General features: G+C 60.7%; 16 protein-coding genes. 11 read left to right on the plus strand and 5 right to left on the minus strand.

Translation table 11 applies throughout. From position 1 onward, the window contains the following. Positions 1-201 precede the first annotated feature (201 nt). The 6 genes from SLW75_RS12640 to SLW75_RS12665 all read left to right on the plus strand — a co-directional run bounded on the left by SLW75_RS12640 (position 202) and on the right by SLW75_RS12665 (position 6,405). A complete protein-coding gene (locus SLW75_RS12640) occupies positions 202-675 on the plus strand; it encodes a DUF1289 domain-containing protein (RefSeq protein WP_065986417.1) in 474 nt (157 codons plus the stop codon). Between the two features lie 119 nt (positions 676-794). After that, positions 795-1,403, plus strand: coding sequence for a tRNA-(ms[2]io[6]A)-hydroxylase (locus tag SLW75_RS12645; protein WP_369306420.1), 609 nt, complete (start codon positions 795-797; stop codon positions 1,401-1,403). A 145-nt stretch (positions 1,404-1,548) separates the two neighbouring features. Beyond that, positions 1,549-2,022 (plus strand): MarR family winged helix-turn-helix transcriptional regulator, encoded by a 474-nt coding sequence (locus tag SLW75_RS12650; protein WP_065986418.1) that lies wholly within the window; start codon positions 1,549-1,551, stop codon positions 2,020-2,022. Beyond that, the gene (locus tag SLW75_RS12655; RefSeq protein ID WP_410934590.1) at positions 2,019-3,515 is read left to right on the plus strand and encodes an efflux transporter outer membrane subunit; all 1,497 of its coding nucleotides are present in this window, start codon (positions 2,019-2,021) and stop codon (positions 3,513-3,515) included. Before SLW75_RS12650 ends, SLW75_RS12655 begins: the two co-directional genes overlap by 4 nt. 10 nt (positions 3,516-3,525) lie before the next feature. Further along, positions 3,526-4,803, plus strand: coding sequence for an HlyD family efflux transporter periplasmic adaptor subunit (locus SLW75_RS12660; protein ID WP_065986420.1), 1,278 nt, complete (start codon positions 3,526-3,528; stop codon positions 4,801-4,803). A 69-nt stretch (positions 4,804-4,872) separates the two neighbouring features. Continuing rightward, complete coding sequence (locus SLW75_RS12665) at positions 4,873-6,405, plus strand: DHA2 family efflux MFS transporter permease subunit (protein ID WP_065986421.1); 1,533 nt, start codon at positions 4,873-4,875, stop codon at positions 6,403-6,405. Between the two features lie 183 nt (positions 6,406-6,588). Here SLW75_RS12665 and SLW75_RS12670 read toward each other — a convergent pair whose 3' ends face one another. Together SLW75_RS12670 and SLW75_RS12675 are read right to left on the minus strand one after the other, a co-directional pair. Beyond that, positions 6,589-7,353 (minus strand): UDP-2,3-diacylglucosamine diphosphatase, encoded by a 765-nt coding sequence (locus SLW75_RS12670; protein ID WP_410934591.1) that lies wholly within the window; start codon positions 7,351-7,353, stop codon positions 6,589-6,591. Continuing rightward, positions 7,350-7,853 carry a peptidylprolyl isomerase gene (locus tag SLW75_RS12675; protein ID WP_065986423.1) on the minus strand — a complete coding sequence of 168 codons (504 nt, stop codon included), beginning with the start codon at positions 7,851-7,853 and terminating at the stop codon, positions 7,350-7,352. Before SLW75_RS12675 ends, SLW75_RS12670 begins: the two co-directional genes overlap by 4 nt. A gap of 273 nt (positions 7,854-8,126) precedes the next feature. Here SLW75_RS12675 and SLW75_RS12680 point away from each other — a divergent pair, with 273 nt between their 5' ends. Both SLW75_RS12680 and cysS read left to right on the plus strand, forming a co-directional pair. Further along, positions 8,127-9,824, plus strand: coding sequence for a glutamine--tRNA ligase/YqeY domain fusion protein (locus SLW75_RS12680; protein WP_065986424.1), 1,698 nt, complete (start codon positions 8,127-8,129; stop codon positions 9,822-9,824). A gap of 10 nt (positions 9,825-9,834) precedes the next feature. After that, a complete protein-coding gene (gene cysS, locus SLW75_RS12685) occupies positions 9,835-11,217 on the plus strand; it encodes a cysteine--tRNA ligase (protein ID WP_065986425.1) in 1,383 nt (460 codons plus the stop codon). A 201-nt stretch (positions 11,218-11,418) separates the two neighbouring features. Here the strand turns inward: cysS and SLW75_RS12690 are convergent, their stop codons facing one another. The 3 genes from SLW75_RS12690 to SLW75_RS12700 form a co-directional block, all read right to left on the minus strand. Then, a complete protein-coding gene (locus SLW75_RS12690; RefSeq protein ID WP_065986426.1) occupies positions 11,419-11,796 on the minus strand; it encodes a type II toxin-antitoxin system VapC family toxin in 378 nt (125 codons plus the stop codon). Further along, the gene (locus tag SLW75_RS12695; protein ID WP_065986546.1) at positions 11,793-12,032 is read right to left on the minus strand and encodes a type II toxin-antitoxin system Phd/YefM family antitoxin; all 240 of its coding nucleotides are present in this window, start codon (positions 12,030-12,032) and stop codon (positions 11,793-11,795) included. The genes SLW75_RS12690 and SLW75_RS12695 overlap by 4 nt, the downstream gene beginning before the upstream one ends. A 194-nt stretch (positions 12,033-12,226) precedes the next feature. Continuing rightward, positions 12,227-14,080: a sigma-54-dependent Fis family transcriptional regulator gene (locus SLW75_RS12700; protein WP_410929292.1), complete on the minus strand. Its 1,854-nt coding sequence runs from the start codon at positions 14,078-14,080 to the stop codon at positions 12,227-12,229. Between the two features lie 355 nt (positions 14,081-14,435). Here SLW75_RS12700 and SLW75_RS12705 point away from each other — a divergent pair, with 355 nt between their 5' ends. From SLW75_RS12705 to SLW75_RS12715, 3 genes are read left to right on the plus strand one after another with little or no spacing between them, the layout of a single operon-like run. After that, positions 14,436-15,530, plus strand: coding sequence for an ABC transporter ATP-binding protein (locus SLW75_RS12705; RefSeq protein WP_065986430.1), 1,095 nt, complete (start codon positions 14,436-14,438; stop codon positions 15,528-15,530). Continuing rightward, entirely contained in the window at positions 15,530-16,660 is a 1,131-nt protein-coding gene (locus SLW75_RS12710) for an ABC transporter ATP-binding protein (RefSeq protein WP_065986432.1), read from the plus strand. Before SLW75_RS12705 ends, SLW75_RS12710 begins: the two co-directional genes overlap by 1 nt. Further along, positions 16,653-17,519: a carbohydrate ABC transporter permease gene (locus SLW75_RS12715; protein ID WP_192134653.1), complete on the plus strand. Its 867-nt coding sequence runs from the start codon at positions 16,653-16,655 to the stop codon at positions 17,517-17,519. The genes SLW75_RS12710 and SLW75_RS12715 overlap by 8 nt, the downstream gene beginning before the upstream one ends. Positions 17,520-17,532 lie beyond the last annotated feature (13 nt).

Here is a 17,532-nt window from a genome sequence, read left to right on the forward strand (position 1 = left end):
CGACTCATCGTAAAAAGCCCTGACTGTGCTCGTGACGCTTTGAAAACAGCTTCCAACGGACATTGGCGCCTTAAAAGGCCCGGTGATTCTACGGTAAAAAACCGCTGAAGGTAAGTTAGCCCCTACAGGTTGAAGGGTGTACCTCGTTAGACAAAGGGCTAACATGCCGGCTTGTTTCGTTCGCCGCCGTGTTGCTCCGTCATGCCCAATCAAATCATCAAAACGCCCTGCGTGGGCCTGTGCTCCACTGTCTACGGCGACCTCGTGTGCCGCGGATGCAAGCGCTTCCACCACGAAGTGATCCACTGGAACGGCTACGACGAAGACGCGAAGCGCGCTGTCTGGCTGCGCCTGGAACAGCTGCTGGTGCAAGTGATGGCCGGGAAAGTCGAGGTGTTCGACCCGGCCAGGTTGCGGGCGCAACTGGAGCAACGCAAAATCCGTTTCGTCCCGCATCAGTCGGAATATTGCTGGGCGTACCAGTTGATTGCACGGGGCGCGCGGGTGATCAACCAGCTGGACGCCTACGGCATGGTGCTGCTGCCGGAGTTTCGCGACTGGTCGCTGCCTGAACTGCGCGATGCCATTGATCGGGAATTCTTCCTGCTGTCCGAAGCGCACTATGAGCGCTACATCGCGCCCGGCTTCCTCAAGGATGCAATGGGTGCGGTCTGACAGTGGCGTGACCCTCACCCGCTGGCAGTAAATCCTGCGCTTTTCATCTGCGCAGGCTGGCTCTGTCCGTCAGGCTCCGTATAATGCTGCGCCTTGCCCAGCCAGCCATCCGTGAACCCATGCAGATTTATCCAGAGATCGACGCCTTCCTGCTTTGCCCCACGCCCGACAGTTGGGTTCAGGCCGCTTTGCAGAATCTGGATATCCTGCTGATCGATCACGCCAACAATGAAAAGAAGGCCGCCGGTGCGGCGTTTCAGTTCATGTTTCAGTACAACGACAAGTTCGACCTGCTGGCCAAGATGTCGCGGCTGGCGCGCGAAGAGTTGCGTCACTTCGAGCAAGTGATCGGCATCATCAAGAAGCGCAACATCCCGATGGCCAACATCAGTTCGGCGCGCTATGCCGGGTCGCTGCGCAAACTCGTTCGCACCCACAACCCCTATCGCCTGACCGACGCGCTGGTCGTCGGCGCCATCGTTGAAGCGCGTTCCTGCGAACGCTTCGCCGCACTGGTGCCGCATCTGGACGAAGACCTGTCGAAGTTCTACGCCAGCCTGCTCAAGTCCGAAGCCCGGCATTTTCAGGATTACCTGAAGCTCGCCTACACCTACGGCACAGAGGCGGACGTCGATGCCAAGATCGAAGAAATCCGCCTGGCCGAGCGCGAGCTGATACTGAGCCCGGATGAAGATTTCCGCTTCCACAGCGGTGTGCCGGCGCTCTAAGCCCACTGTAGAAACCTACCCATTCAGCAGGCGAACCACGTTCGTCTGAATTCGCGCGCCTTAAAATTTGTTTCATTGTGTGTTTGCTGCCTAGGCAGTAAGATCCGCCCCATTCACTGCCTAAGCAGATAATGGGTGGCTATCAATGGCACATTTCACTCCTGAAAACTTTCACGACAGTCTTTTGGGCATGCTGCTGGGCCGGACTGAGCAGCTGAAAAACCGCATCCTCGACCGACATCTCGAGCCCCACGGCGTCACCGCGCAGCAGTTCAAAGTGCTGGTGATGATCGCGCGTTTCTGCGCCGAGACCCCGGCTGACATTTGCCGCATGTTGAACCTCGACAGCGGTTCGATGACCCGCATGCTCGATCGTCTTGAGCAGAAAAACCTGCTGTCCCGTGCGCGCTCGGAATCCGATCGGCGTCAGGTGCAACTGGTGCTCACCGATGAAGGCAAGGCGCTCTCCGATCTGCTCCCGGAAATCGGTGCACACGCGATGAACGAGATGGTCGGCGTCCTGGAAGACAGTGAGCTGCTGGCATTGGAAAAGATTCTGACGAAAATTCTGGTTGCCTCGGGCGACCCCATCACGATTGCCCGGATCGCCGAACGATGAGCACTCACATTCAGCGGGGCTCGACCCTGCGCACGTCCTTGAGCGTGATAGTCGTGGCACTGGTGCTGGCCGGTTGCGCCAGTTCCAAAGGCCTGAACACCGAAGCCGTCGGCATCGATGCCAACAGCCTGCAGACCGCCCAGAGCCTCAACGGCATCACCCTGTCACCGGCGGCCTGGCCCAAGCGCGACTGGTGGACCAGCCTGGGCGATCCACAGCTCAACAGCTTGATCACTGAAGCGCTGCGCGACAGCCCGGACATGCAGATCGCCGCGGCCCGTACCCGTCAGGCCAGTGCCCAGGCCTATGCCGCCGACGCCGAACGCATGCCGACCGTCGATGCCGATGCCGGCGTCAGCCGTTCCCGTCTGGCCCGCGACCAGGACCCGACCGGTGCAGGCGGGCGCTATAGCACCTTGCGCAGCCTGAGCGCCGGCTTCAATTACAACTTCGATCTGTGGGGCGGCCAGCGCGCTGCCTGGGAAGCGGCATTGGGCCAGGCCCGTGCCAGCGAAGTCGATCAGCAAGCGGCGCAACTGACCCTGGCGGCCGACGTCGCCCGCGCCTACAGCGACCTGGGCCAGGCCTACATCGTCCGCGACCTGGCGGCCGAAGACCTCAAGCGCACCAGTCAACTGCTGGACCTGGGCGCGCGGCGTTTCAAGTCGGGCATCGACAGCGAGTACCAGTACGAGCAGACCCAGAGCCTGGAAGCCAACTCCCGCGAATCGCTCGCGGACGCGGACAAGAGCCTGCGCAGCGCCAAAATCCAGCTGGCCGTGCTGATGGGCAAAGGCCCGGACCGCGGCGAACAACTGAGCCGGCCTGCCGTGCTGCAACCCGCTGTTGTGGCCTTGCCCTCGGTTGTGCCCGCTGAGTTGCTGGGCCGTCGCCCCGATCTGGTGGCGGCGCGGTGGCGGGTTGAAGCGGCGAGCAAAAACATCGACGTCAGCAAGACCAACTTCTACCCGAACCTCAACCTGAGCGCGTCGGCGGGAGTTGAGTCGATGTTGGGCGACGCGATGTTCGGCTCGGCCAGTCGCTTTTTCAACGTCGCGCCGACGGTGTCGCTGCCGATCTTCGACGGTGGCCGTCGCCGTGCCGACCTTGATGCGCGGGACGCCGACTACGACCTCGCCGTGGCGCAGTACAACAAGACGCTGGTCCGGGCGCTGGGGGATGTCAGCGATGGCATTGGCCAGTTGCGCGACATCCGCCGCCAGATCGAGGCGCGCCAGCAGGCGACCGACGTGATTCAGAAATCCTACGACACCGTCGTTCAGCGCTACTCATCCGGCATCGGCAACTACCTGGACGTGCTGAGCGTCGAGCAACAACTGCTGCAATCGCAACGCCAACAGGCTGATCTCAACGCGGAACGAATCGATCTTTCGATCCAGTTGATGCAGGCCCTCGGGGGAGGCTTCGAAGACAGCAAGCCCGGCGAAAACGCCGCCCCGGTCGTCCCGTCAACTGCTTCGCTGACTCATTAAGGTAATCGTCATGGCCACTGCCACTACCGACAACAATCCTGCAAACGAACAAAAGGACGCCAACGCATCGGCGCCCGACAACAGCGCTGACAAAGGCGGCGACAAAGGCGCCGAGCAGACCAAACCGGCCAAGAACCCGCGCAAGCGCAAACTGCTGTTCCTTGGCCTGCTGCTGGTCGTGGTGCTCGGTGCGGTGGGTGTCTGGGCCTGGTACGAAATGTACGGCCGATGGAGCGAGAGCACCGACGATGCCTACGTCAACGGCAACGTCGTGGAGATCACCCCGCAAGTCACCGGCACCGTGGTGAGCATCGGCGCCGACGACGGCGATCTGGTCCGCGAAGGTCAGGTGCTGGTGCAGTTCGACCCGAATGACGCCGAAGTGGCGCTGCAAAGTGCCGAAGCCAATCTGGCAAAAGTAGTGCGTCAGGTACGCGGTCTGTACAGCAACGTCGACGGCATGAAAGCGCAACTGGCGGCCCAGCGCGCCGAAGTGCAGAGAGCCCAGGACAACTACAACCGTCGTCGCAGTCTGGCGGCGGGCGGGGCGATTTCTCAGGAAGAGCTGTCCCACGCCAAGGATGACCTGACCACCGCACAGAACGCGTTGACCAACATCCAGCAGCAACTGGCAACCAGCAGCGCGCTGGTGGATGACACCCAGGTCTCTTCGCACCCGGACGTCAAATCGGCTGCCGCGCAACTGCGTCAGGCCTACCTGAGCAACGCGCGCAGCACGCTGATCGCCCCGGTCACCGGTTACGTTGCCAAGCGCACCGTGCAACTGGGCCAGCGGGTTCAGCCGGGCACTGCGCTGATGGCCGTGATTCCCCTCGACCAGCTGTGGATCGACGCCAACTTCAAGGAAACCCAGCTCGGCCAGATGCGCATCGGCCAGCCGGTGGACATCGAAGCGGATCTGTACGGAGGCGACGTCAAGTACAGCGGCACCGTGGACAGCGTCGGCGCCGGCACCGGCAGTGCGTTTGCCTTGCTGCCTGCGCAAAACGCCACCGGTAACTGGATCAAGATCGTCCAGCGTGTGCCGGTGCGGGTTCGCATCAACGCCGATGAACTGGCCAGGCACCCGCTGCGCATCGGTCTGTCGACCACCGTTGACGTGAACCTGCATGACCAGAGCGGTCCGGTGCTGGCGCAGCAACCGCCGAAGCAGCCGCTGTTCACCACCGACGTTTATGCCAAACAACTGGCCGATGCCGACACGATGATTGCCCGCGTGATCCACGAGAACAGCGCGCCAACCAGCGGCAAGACGGCCCAGCGCTGATTCGCCAATCCATCTGCCCCGGCCCGCTTCAGCCGGCCGGGGTGATCTTCGAGTGTCAAAGGATTCGCGATGAGTACTAACGCTCCCGCTTCTTTTACGCCGCCAAGCCTGTTGCTGACCACCATCGGCCTGTCGCTGGCGACTTTCATGCAAGTGCTCGACACGACCATCGCCAACGTGGCCTTGCCGACCATCTCCGGCAACCTCGGCGTGAGTTCGGAGCAGGGCACGTGGGTCATCACCTCGTTCGCGGTCAGTAACGCCATCGCGCTGCCGCTGACCGGCTGGCTCAGTCGACGCTTCGGTGAAGTGAAGCTGTTTCTGTGGGCCACGCTGCTGTTCGTGATGGCGTCGTTCCTTTGCGGCATATCCACGTCGATGCCCGAACTGGTGGGCTTTCGGGTCGTGCAGGGCATGGTCGCTGGACCGTTGTACCCGATGACCCAGACCCTGCTGATCGCGGTCTATCCCCCGGCGAAACGGGGGATGGCGCTGGCACTGCTGGCGATGGTCACCGTTGTGGCGCCGATCGCCGGCCCGATTCTCGGCGGCTGGATCACCGACAGTTATAGCTGGCCGTGGATCTTCTTCATCAACGTGCCGATCGGTCTGTTCGCGGCGTTCGTGGTGCGTCAGCAAATGGCGACGCGTCCGGTCAGCACCAGTCGCCAGCCCATGGATTATGTGGGCTTGATCACGTTGATCATTGGTGTGGGTGCGCTGCAGATCGTGCTCGACAAAGGCAATGACCTGGACTGGTTCGAGTCCAACTTCATCATCATTGGCTCGGTGATTTCAGCCATTGGCCTGGTGGCGTTCGTGATCTGGGAAATGACCGATGACCATCCGGTCGTCAATCTTCGGCTGTTTGCGTTCCGCAACTTTCGCTTCGGGACGATCTGCCTGGTGGGCGGTTATGCGGGGTTTTTCGGTATCAACCTGATTCTGCCGCAATGGCTGCAAACGCAGATGGGCTATACGGCCACCTATGCCGGGCTGGCAGTAGCACCGCTCGGGGTGCTGCCGGTGTTGATGTCGCCCTTTGTCGGTCGCTACGCGCATAAGTTCGACTTGCGTCTGTTGGCCGGTCTGGCATTTCTGGCGATCGGCCTGAGCTGCTTCATGCGTGCGGATTTCACCAGTCAGGTGGACTTCACCCACATCGCTCTGGTGCAGTTGTTCATGGGGGCAGGGGTGGCGCTGTTCTTCATGCCGACCTTGAGCATTCTGCTGTCGGACCTGCCGCCGTCGCAGATTGCCGACGGCTCGGGGCTGGCGACGTTCCTGCGTAACCTTGGCGGCAGCTTCGCGGCGTCATTGACCACCTGGATCTGGATCCGCCGCGCCAATCAGCATCATGCGTATCTGAGCGAAAACGTGAACGCTTACGAGCCGACAACGCGGCATGCGCTGGAGACCCTGGGCGGGGCGAGCAACCAGGCCTACGCGCAGCTTGATTCGATGGTCACCAGTCAGGCCTACATGATGTCGACGGTGGACTATTTCTACATGATGGGCTGGATCTTCCTGTCGCTGATCCTGATCATCTGGCTGGCCAAGCCACCGTTTACCGCGAAGGCTGCGCCCGGGGGAGGGCATTGATCACAGCTATCGGGCGCAGACTGTAGGAGCGTGGCTTGTCCCGCGATCGGCCGGGAACCGGTCGTAAAACTGCGAATGCGGTGTATCAGGTGCATCGCGTTTTACCGGTTTACTGCCGCTGCGCGCCAGATCGCGGGACAAGCCACGCTCCTACAGGTTTAGCGCCCGGCAACGAGGCTGCGTTTAGGGCCGCAGGTCGCCCTGCTCATTCGCCAAACCCGGCTCTGGTTCAAACGCAAACGATTCCAGATGGAATCCGCGCTCATCGATCTGCAGCAACCACCCCTCGCGGTCCCAATCCCCCAGCACAATGCGCTGCGCCGTGGTCTCACCCAGTTGCACGTCGTGGACCGCAGGCCGGTGGGTGTGGCCGTGAATCAGCGTCTTCACGCCAGACTCGGTCATCACCCGCGGCACTTCGTCCGGCGTCACATCAACAATGTCGTTGGCCTTCATTCGTGTCTGCGCACGGCTTTCGCTGCGCAGCTTGCGCGCCAGCTTGTGCCGGGTGCTCAACGGTAGATGACGAAGCACCCACAGCGTCAGCGGATGGCGCAGGTAACGGCGCATACGCATGTAGGCTTCGTCCCGGGTACACAGACTGTCGCCGTGCATCAGCAGCACCGGCTCTCCGTTGAAGTGTACGACGCTTGGGTCCTTGAGCAGCGTGCAGCCCGCCGCTTTGCAGAACGCCTTGCCGATCATGAAGTCGCGATTGCCGTGCATCAGGAACACCCGGGTGCCGCTGTCGCTTAACGCGCGCAGCGCCTGGCAGATCGAGCGCTGAAAGGGCGACATGGCGTCATCGCCGATCCAGGCCTCGAAAAAATCCCCAAGGATGTACAGCGACTCAGCGTTGCGCGCGCGGCCGTTCAGCAGGCCGAGAAACGCCTGGGTAATGTCCGGGCGTCCTTCTTCCAGGTGCAGATCGGAGATCAGCAATATCACTCAACGATCTCGGCTTTCTCGATGATCACGTCGTCAGCCGGCACGTCTTGATGACCCGCCTTGGACGTGGTGGCGACGCCTTTGATCTTGTCGACCACCTCAGTGCCTTCGACCACCTCGGCGAACACGGCGTAACCCCAGCCCTGTACGGTCTTGGCGCTGTGGTTGAGGAAGTCGTTGTCGGCGACGTTGATGAAGAATTGCGCCGAGGCTGAATGGGGCTCCATGGTGCGGGCCATGGACACCGAATACTTCTTGTTCGGCAGACCGTTGTCGGCTTCGTTCTGGATGCTCGGGCGCTTGTCTTTCTTCTCTTTCATGCCCGGTTCGAAGCCGCCGCCCTGGATCATGAAATTACCGATCACGCGGTGAAACACGGTGTTTTCGTAGTGGCCGGCTTTGACGTATTCGATGAAGTTGGCGACGGTCAGCGGCGCCTTTTCTGCGTTCAGTTGCAGAACGATTTCACCGTGGTTGGTGGTCAGCTTTACTTTCGACATGGTCAGCTCGCTCTTTGAAGTCGTGGTGAGAGGCAGTGATCGCGGCAGTCGGCCATCGCGATGCGAAGCCAGTACCGCTGATGCACACCAGGCGCGCAGTTTACAGAGGGTAGCCGCTGCTCGGGTAGTTGCGATTGCGCCGGCGGTTCTCGCTGAGCGCAGGCCCATCTCGGCAGTTTTGTCACAGCGCGCTGTCAGGGGCTTGACAGCTTCGGCTATGATAGGCGCTTTGATTTAACCGGCCTTCCTGGCCGCGACCCGTACAAGGATCCTATGAGCAAGCCCACTCAAGATGCCGCTGCGAATTCCAAGGCAGGCCCTGCAATTCCAACCAACTTCCTGCGCCCGATCGTGCAGGCTGACCTGGACTCGGGCAAGCACACCCAGATCGTGACCCGCTTCCCGCCGGAGCCCAACGGCTACCTGCACATCGGTCATGCCAAGTCGATCTGCGTCAACTTCGGTCTGGCTCAGGAATTCGGTGGCGTTACGCATCTGCGCTTTGACGACACCAACCCGGCGAAGGAAGACCAGGAATACATCGACGCCATTGAAAGCGACGTCAAATGGCTGGGCTTCGAGTGGTCCGGCGAAGTGCGTTATGCCTCGCAGTACTTCGACCAGCTGTACGCCTGGGCGGTCCATCTCATCGAAACGGGCAAGGCCTACGTCGATGACCTGACCCCCGAACAAGCTCGCGAATACCGCGGCACCCTGACCGAGCCGGGCAAGAACAGCCCGTTCCGCGATCGCAGCGTCGAGGAAAACCTTGACCTGTTCGGCCGCATGAAAGCCGGCGAGTTCGAAGACGGCGCCCGCGTCCTGCGTGCCAAGATCGACATGGCTTCGCCGAACATGAACCTGCGCGATCCGATCCTCTACCGCATTCGTCACGCGCACCACCATCAGACCGGTGACAAGTGGTGCATCTACCCGATCTACGATTTCACCCACGGCCAGTCTGACGCCATCGAAGGCATCACCCATTCGATCTGCACCCTCGAATTCGAGAGCCATCGCCCGCTCTACGAGTGGTTCCTCGACAATCTGCCGGTGCCGTGCAAGCCGCGTCAGTACGAGTTCTCGCGCCTGAACCTGAACTACACCATCACCAGCAAGCGCAAGCTCAAACAACTGGTCGATGAAAAGCACGTGCAAGGCTGGGACGATCCGCGCATGTCGACGCTGTCAGGCTTCCGCCGCCGCGGTTACACCCCGGTGTCGATCCGCAATTTCTGCGAAATGATCGGCACCAACCGCTCCGACGGCGTGGTCGATTTCGGCATGCTGGAATTCAGCATCCGTCAGGACCTGGACCACAACGCTCCGCGCGCCATGTGCGTGCTGCGTCCGTTGAAAGTCGTGATCACCAATTACCCGGAAGGCCAGGTCGACCACCTCGAACTGCCGCGCCATCCGCAGAAGGAAGAACTCGGCGTGCGCAAGCTGCCATTCTCCCGCGAGATCTACATCGACCGTGACGACTTCATGGAAGAGCCGCCGAAGGGCTACAAGCGCCTGGAACCGAACGGCGAAGTGCGCCTGCGTGGCAGCTACGTGATTCGCGCCGACGAAGCGATCAAGGACGCCGACGGCAACATCGTCGAGCTGCGCTGCTCCTACGACCCGGAAACCCTGGGCAAGAACCCTGAAGGCCGCAAGGTCAAAGGCGTTGTGCACTGGGTGCCGGCGGCGGAAAGCATCGAGTGCGAAGTGCGTCTGTACGACCGTCTGTTCCTGTCGGCAAACCCTGAGAAAGCAGAAGAGGGCAAGACCTTCCTGGACAACATCAACCCAGGCTCCTTGCAGGTCCTGACCGGTTGTCGCGCTGAACCGTCGCTGGCTGACGCTCAGCCGGAAGACCGTTTCCAGTTCGAACGCGAAGGCTATTTCAGCGCGGATCTGAAGGACTCGAAACCCGGTCATCCGGTCTTTAACCGGACTGTGACGCTCCGCGATTCGTGGAGCTAAGGTAGGCAACGTGCTTTCTATCTACAACACGCTCAGCAAGAGCAAAGAAGTCTTCAAGCCGCTGGATGGCAACAAGGTGCGCATGTACGTCTGCGGGATGACCGTGTACGACTACTGCCACCTGGGCCACGGCCGCAGCATGGTGGCGTTCGACGTCGTCACCCGCTGGCTGCGTTTCAGCGGCTACGACCTGACCTACGTGCGCAACATCACCGACATCGACGACAAGATCATCAACCGCGCCCGTGAAAACGGCGAGGCGTTCGATGCCCTGACCGCGCGCATGATTGACGCGATGCACGAGGACGAAGCGCGCCTGAACATCCTCAAGCCGGACATGGAACCACGCGCGACCGATTACATCGGCGGCATGCACGACATGATCCAGCGCCTGATCGACAAGGGCTATGCCTACGCACCGGGCAATGGCGACGTGTACTACCGCGTTGGCAAATTCCTGGGCTACGGCAAGCTGTCGCGCAAGAAGATCGAAGACCTGCGCATCGGCGCTCGCATCGAAGTCGACGAAGCCAAGGACGACCCGCTGGATTTCGTGCTGTGGAAAGGCGTCAAGCCGGGCGAGCCTAGCTGGGAATCGCCGTGGGGTGCAGGACGTCCGGGCTGGCACATCGAGTGCTCGGTGATGTCCACCTGCTGCCTGGGTGAGACCTTCGACATCCATGGCGGCGGCAGCGATCTGGAATTCCCGCACCACGAAAACGAGATTGCCCAGAGCGAAGCCGCGACCGGCAAGACCTACGCAAACGCCTGGTTGCACTGCGGCATGATCCGCATCAATGGCGAGAAGATGTCCAAGTCCTTGAACAACTTTTTCACCATCCGCGACGTGCTGGATAAATACCACCCGGAAGTGGTGCGTTACCTGCTGGTGTCGAGCCACTACCGCAGCGCGATCAACTATTCCGAAGACAGCCTGAAAGAATCGAAAGGCGCGCTGGAGCGGTTCTACCACGCGCTCAAAGGCCTGCCGGTCGCTGAGCCTGCGGGGGGCGAGGCGTACGTCGAGCGTTTTTCGACTGCCATGAACGACGACTTCGGCACCCCGGAAGCGTGCGCCGTGCTGTTCGAGATGGTTCGCGAGATCAACCGCCTGCGCGACAGTGATGTCAACGCAGCGGCAGGCCTGGCGGCACGTTTGAAGGAGCTGGCCAGCGTGTTGGGCGTGTTGCAGCTGGAAGCCGATGACTTCCTGCGCGCCGGCGCCGAAGGGCGGGTGGATGCTGCCGAAGTCGAAGCCTTGATCGCCGCACGCCTGCAGGCACGCGCCGACAAGAATTGGGCTGAGTCCGACCGCATCCGCGATCAGCTCACCGCCATGGGCGTGGTGCTGGAAGACAGCAAAGGCAGCACCACCTGGCGTTTGGCGGATTGATCGGCAACCCTCGGTAAACGCCTATCCTTGATCGTTCCTACGCTCCGCGTGGGAATGCCTCGCCGGACGCTCCGCGTCTTCGTTGACGCGGAGCGTCTTGGGCGGGGTTACCACGCGGAGCGTGGGAACGATCAGCGTCCCGAAGGTCGTTTGGCAAATTGTTGATTTCTACTGGCCTGCTGCCGTCCGCGCTTGGGCGCCTCAAGCCAGCACTGCGAGCGACGTGTACTTAGCAACCATCGCGTCTGACGTAATTAGCTTCATCGGTTCAGTGATGGCGGCAGCAACGATTAGCCTATCGAATGGGTCGCGATGATGGTGTTCCAGATCTTTGACTGCGATTGCATGTTCAACGCTGACAGGGAGCTCGATAAAGCCGCTGTCTCGGCAGTATTCGCGAATCTCCTCAAGATCAGCCGTTAGTTTCCCCAAGCCAATCTTTATCGACATCTCCCAAAACGTGGCGGCGCTGATGTAAACCTCAGTAGCGGTTTCGATCAGTTTTTTTGCTTTGGGAGAAAGCTTCGGGTCGTCAGTCAGAGCCCACAGAAGAATATGAGTATCCAGCAGTATCCTCATGGGCGACTGCCTTCGAAATCATCCAGCACAGAGTCAGAAAGCGGCGCATCGAAGTCGTCCGGTAGTTGAAGAATACCTTTCATAGCACCGATGCGTTTACCGGTGGGCCGCCCGATCGGGACGAGGCGCGCCATTGCGCGACCATGTTTGGCGATCGTGATAGTCTGGCCCGCCGCAGCGTCATCTACCAGTTTTGACAGATTGTCCTTGGCCTCACCGAGAGGGACGATAATCATGACGTATGCTCGCATTCGGAAATATTGGCCAAATATAGCCATATAATTCTTCTTGCCCAAGCCACCGTTACAATTCTGTGCTGATTGCGGTGACCCCCCCCGCGTGGGAATACCTCGTCTGACACTCCGCGTCTAATTTGGCGCGGAGCGTCATCGGCGGGTTACCACGCGGAGCGTGGGAACCATCTAAGCCTTCAAAACCCCTGTTCCCTCAGCCGCTTGTACAGCGTATTCCGGCTCACCCCCAGGCGTTTCGCCAACTGCGAGATATTCCCGCCGGCCGCCTGCAGCAACTCACTCAGCTCTTCCGGCGTGTCCAGCGCTGCCTTGCGGTTGAACACTGTCTCGGGTTCGACGCGCTCGCAGCCCATCGCCAGGTCGGCAAAAAAGTCTTCCGGCAGATGCTCCGTGGAAATGGGTTGATCATCGGCCAGCGCCAACGCCACCTGAATCACGTTGCTCAACTGCCGCAGGTTGCCCGGCCACGGGTGCCGTTCGAACAACTCCATCACCTGTGGCTCAAAGCCTGCTGTCTGCTGCGGTTCGCGATGCTGTTCCCAGATGGCACGGACCAGCGCGGGCTTGTCGCTGCGATCCCGCAACGGCGGCAACTCCAGGTTCAGGCCGCTGATGCGGTAGTACAAATCCTGACGAAACCGTCCGTTCTGCACATGTTCGCGCAATGAGCAGTGAGTGGCGGAAATCACCCGAATATCCACCGGGTACAACTCGCTGCTGCCAACCGGCTGCACACACCGTTCCTGCAACACCCGCAACAGACGCGCTTGAACCGGCAGCGGCATGTCGCCGATCTCGTCGAGAAACAGCGTGCCTTTGTCCGCCTTGCGGATCAGCCCGATGCTGCCTTTATGGTGAGCGCCGGTGAACGCGCCTTTTTCATAGCCAAACAATTCAGCCTCGACCAGCTCCGACGGGATGGCCGCGCAGTTCACGGCAATCATGGGCTGATCGGCGCGGGAGCTGGCGCGGTGCAGGGCCTTGACGAACACTTCCTTGCCCACACCCGTCTCGCCAAGAATCAACAGCGGGACGTTCTTCTCCAGCAATCGCTGACCCTGACGCGCGGCTTTCTCGACCCGCTCGTCACCCATGCCGGGCTCAATGACACCGACCGCGAGTGGGCGGGACAGAATCGGCACCTGCACAGGCACCGTTCTGAGCTTGAGCACCGGTGCTTTCGGCCGCTTCAGCACGCAATGGAAACGGTTGTGGCCCGACGCCTGGAGCGGGAAGGGCTGGCCTTCCATTTGGTCAAGCAGATCGGCAACCGGCGCTTTGAACAGGTTCTCGATGTTGGCGTTGAGCAGGCTGACGCCCAGCAGGGTGTCGGCGCGGCGGTTGGCGCAGAGCACACGGCCGCTTTCATCGAACACCAGCAGGCCGGCCCACTGGCTGTCGAGGTTGTTCAGGCCGGTGTTGAACACCAGTTGAAAATGGCTGTGCTGGAACTGGTCGAGGATCAGCCGGTTTTCGATGGTCTGGCTCATCATCTTGACCATCCCAAGGGTGTGGGAAGGCGGCAGGAAGCTGTCGCTGGACACATCGAGCACCGCGATCATCCGCCGCGACGCATCGAAAATCGGCGCCGCCGACCCGGTCATGAAACGGTTGGCCTTGAGAAAGTGTTCATCGTGTTCAATGTGAACAGCCTGTTCACAGGCCAGCGCAGTGCCGATGGCATTGGTGCCGGCGCTTTGCTCCAGCCAGCTGGCGCCGGCGACGAAACCCGGCTGTTGATCCGGCTCGACGAAGCGCTTGTTGCCCCAGGAATTGAGCACCTGGCCCTGCTGATCGGCGAGCAGGATCAGGCAATTGGAATTGCTCAGGATGTTCTCGTAGAAGGGGAGCACCTGCTGATGGGTGGTCTGCACCAGGGAATGATGGCGCTCGAGCAGCTGCGAAACCTGCTGATCGGGCAGGCGACCGAAGGACGGGCGTGACTGGTGGTCGAGGCCGAACTCGCGGCAACGGGCCCACGAGTCCTGAATGATGGTGTCGTGGCTGGGGGATGCGCCTGCTGTGGCCATGAAATGGCTCCGTCCGAGTACTTTTATTTATTGTTGTCGAGATGCCGTTAGGCAGAGCATCCCTGCTCGAAAACGTCCACCCATTGTTGTTCAGGATTGTTCAAAGTCAATGTTCATTTTGTTCAGGTGTTCAGCATTTCCTGTTCATTTACGTTCATCAACGAATGCCGGTCTGTGCGGCAAATTGTCGCAACCGCTCTAGTCCGCGTATCCCAGCCAGAAAGCGCCTGAGCGGGCCGGTTGGCACGATTGTCGCTATCCAACAATCGGTCAGCACAATCGGTCAACGGATGTCACGACCTGCCATACGGCATACACGCAACACCCCGAACAAAACAAATAAAAAGGGCACGCCATGTCTCTCACGCTTGAGCACGTCAGCCGCGCCGTCGACGGTCAGATCTGGATCGACGATGCTTCGCTGAGCTTTGAACCCGGCTCATTCAACGTATTGCTGGGGCGCACCTTATCAGGCAAAACCAGCCTGATGCGCTTGATGGCCGGTCTGGACAAGCCAGACAGCGGCCGGATACTGATGAATGGCAAAGATGTCACCCAGGTCGCGGTGCGTCATCGCAATGTCTCGATGGTTTATCAGCAGTTCATCAACTATCCGAGCATGACCGTCTACGACAACATCGCCTCGCCGCTGCGCCAGGCCAAGATGTCGAAAGACGAAATCGACCGACGCGTCCGCGAAACCGCGAAGATGCTGCGCATCGAGAAATTCCTCAGCCGTCACCCCCTCGAATTGTCCGGCGGTCAGCAGCAGCGCACGGCCATGGCGCGGGCGCTGGTCAAAGACGCCGAGCTGATTCTGTTCGATGAGCCGCTGGTCAACCTCGACTACAAGCTGCGCGAAGAGCTGCGTCAGGAAATGCGCCAGCTGTTCGAAACGCGCAACACCATCGCCATTTACGCCACCACCGAGCCGAACGAAGCGCTGGCGCTCGGCGGGACCACCACGATTCTGCACGAAGGCCGCGTGATCCAGAGCGGCCGCACGCCCGAGGTGTATCACCAGCCGAAAACCGTGCTGGCCGCCGAATTGTTCTCCGAGCCGCCGATCAACCTGATGCCCGGCCGTATCGAAGGCAACGAAGTCAGCTTCGCCAATTTCGTGCACTTCCCGCTAAACGTTGACCTGCGCAGCATCGGTGACGGCGAGTACCGCTTCGGCGTGCGGCCGAGCCACCTGAGCCTGGTGCCGTCCAACGACGACGATCTTGAGCTGGCGGTCACCGTCGAACTCGCCGAGATCAGCGGTTCGGAAACCTTCCTGCACGTGCGCAACGAGCATTTCTCGCTGGTGCTGCATCTGCCGGGCGTCCACGAGTACGACGTGGACACGCCGATTCGCGTGTACATCCCGACTCACAAACTGTTCGTATTCGATCAGCAGGGCGGCCTGATTCAGGCGCCGGGCCTGCGCATGGCGAGGGTTGCCTGATGGCCGAGATCCGCTTGCAAAAACTCGCGCACAGCTACAGCGCCAATCCGACCGGCCCTGAAGACTATGCCATCCGGGAAATGACCCACATCTGGGAGCAGGGCGGCGCGTATGCCTTGCTCGGCCCGTCCGGCTGCGGCAAATCGACCCTGCTCAATATCATCTCCGGCCTGCTCAGCCCGTCTGAAGGCAAGGTCATGTTCGACACCACGGTGGTCAACGACATGTCGCCGGAGGAGCGCAACATCGCTCAGGTTTTCCAGTTTCCGGTGGTCTACGACACCATGACGGTGTACGACAACCTCGCTTTTCCGCTGCGCAATCAGGGCATGCCGGAAGCGAAAGTGAAGATCAAGGTGCAGGAAATCGCCGACGTGCTGGATCTGCAGCCGTTGTTGAGCAAGAAAGCCAAAGGCCTCACCGCTGACGAAAAACAGAAAGTCTCCATGGGCCGCGGACTGGTCCGCGATGACGTGTCGGCAATTCTGTTCGACGAACCGCTGACCGTGATCGACCCGCACCTGAAGTGGAAACTGCGCCGCAAGCTCAAGCAGATTCACGAGCAGTTCAACATCACCATGGTTTACGTCACCCACGATCAGTTGGAGGCCTCCACCTTCGCCGACAAGATCGCGGTGATGTACGGCGGCCAGATCGTGCAGTTCGGCACCCCGCGTGAACTGTTTGAAAAGCCGCACCACACCTTCGTCGGCTACTTCATCGGCAGCCCCGGCATGAACCTCATCGAGGTCAAGCCTGAAGCCGGTGGCGTGGGCTTTGGCGGCATTCACCTGCCGTTGCCCGATGCGCTGCAGCAGCGCCTTGCATCGACTCAGTGGAGCACGCTGAAAGTCGGGATTCGCCCCGAGTTCGTACACGTCTGGGACAGCCCCAACGACGACGCCATGCAGGCCGAGGTGACCTATGTCGAGGACCTGGGGACCTACAAGATCATCACCGTCAACCTGGCCGGCCAGTCGCTGAAAGTGCGCCTGCAGGAAGACAAGCCGGTGCCCCAGGGCCAGGCCTGGATCAGTTTCCCGGCGCAATGGCTGATGCTCTACGCCGATGAATTTCTGCTGGAGGCCGCCACGAACACACTGCCGGCCAGCGAGGTGTCCCATGACTAAAGTGCAAAACAACAAGGCCTGGTGGCTGGTGCTGCCGGTGTTCCTGCTGGTGGCGTTCAGCGCCATCATTCCGATGATGACCGTGGTCAACTATTCGGTGCAGGACATCTTCGACCAGTCCAGCCGCTACTTCGTCGGCGCCGACTGGTTCCGCCAGGTGCTGCAGGACCCGCGCCTGCATGACTCGCTGCTGCGCCAGTTCATCTACTCCGGCTGCGTATTGCTGATCGAAATCCCGCTGGGCATCGGCATCGCCCTGACCATGCCGACCAAGGGTCGCTGGTCGTCGCTGTGCCTGATCGTCATGACCATTCCGTTGCTGATTCCCTTCAACGTGGTCGGCACCATCTGGCAGATTTTCGGCCGTGGCGACATCGGCCTGCTGGGCTGGGTCCTCAACGACGTGCTGGGCATCAGCTACAACTACGCGGCCAATGCGTCGGACGCCTGGGTGACCGTGCTGGTCATCGACGTCTGGCACTGGACCTCACTGGTGGCGTTGCTGTGCTATTCGGGGCTGCGCGCCATTCCGGACGTGTACTACCAGGCGGCACGAATCGATCGGGCGTCCAACTGGGCCGTGTTCCGACACATCCAGCTGCCGAAGATGAAAAGCGTGCTGCTCATCGCCGTGATGCTGCGCTTCATGGACAGCTTCATGATCTACACCGAGCCGTTCGTGCTTACCGGTGGCGGTCCGGGCAACTCCACGACCTTCCTCAGCCAGACCCTGACGACCATGGCCCTCGGCCAGTTCGACCTGGGCCCTGCGGCGGCATTCTCGCTGGTGTATTTCCTGATCATTCTGTTGGTGTCGTGGGTGTTCTACACCGCCATGACCCACAGCGAAAAGAACTGAGGAGCGCCCATGA

The sequence above is a fragment of the Pseudomonas sp. W5-01 genome, from assembly GCF_046540435.1.
Classification (GTDB): Bacteria; Pseudomonadota; Gammaproteobacteria; order Pseudomonadales; family Pseudomonadaceae; genus Aquipseudomonas; species Aquipseudomonas graminis_B.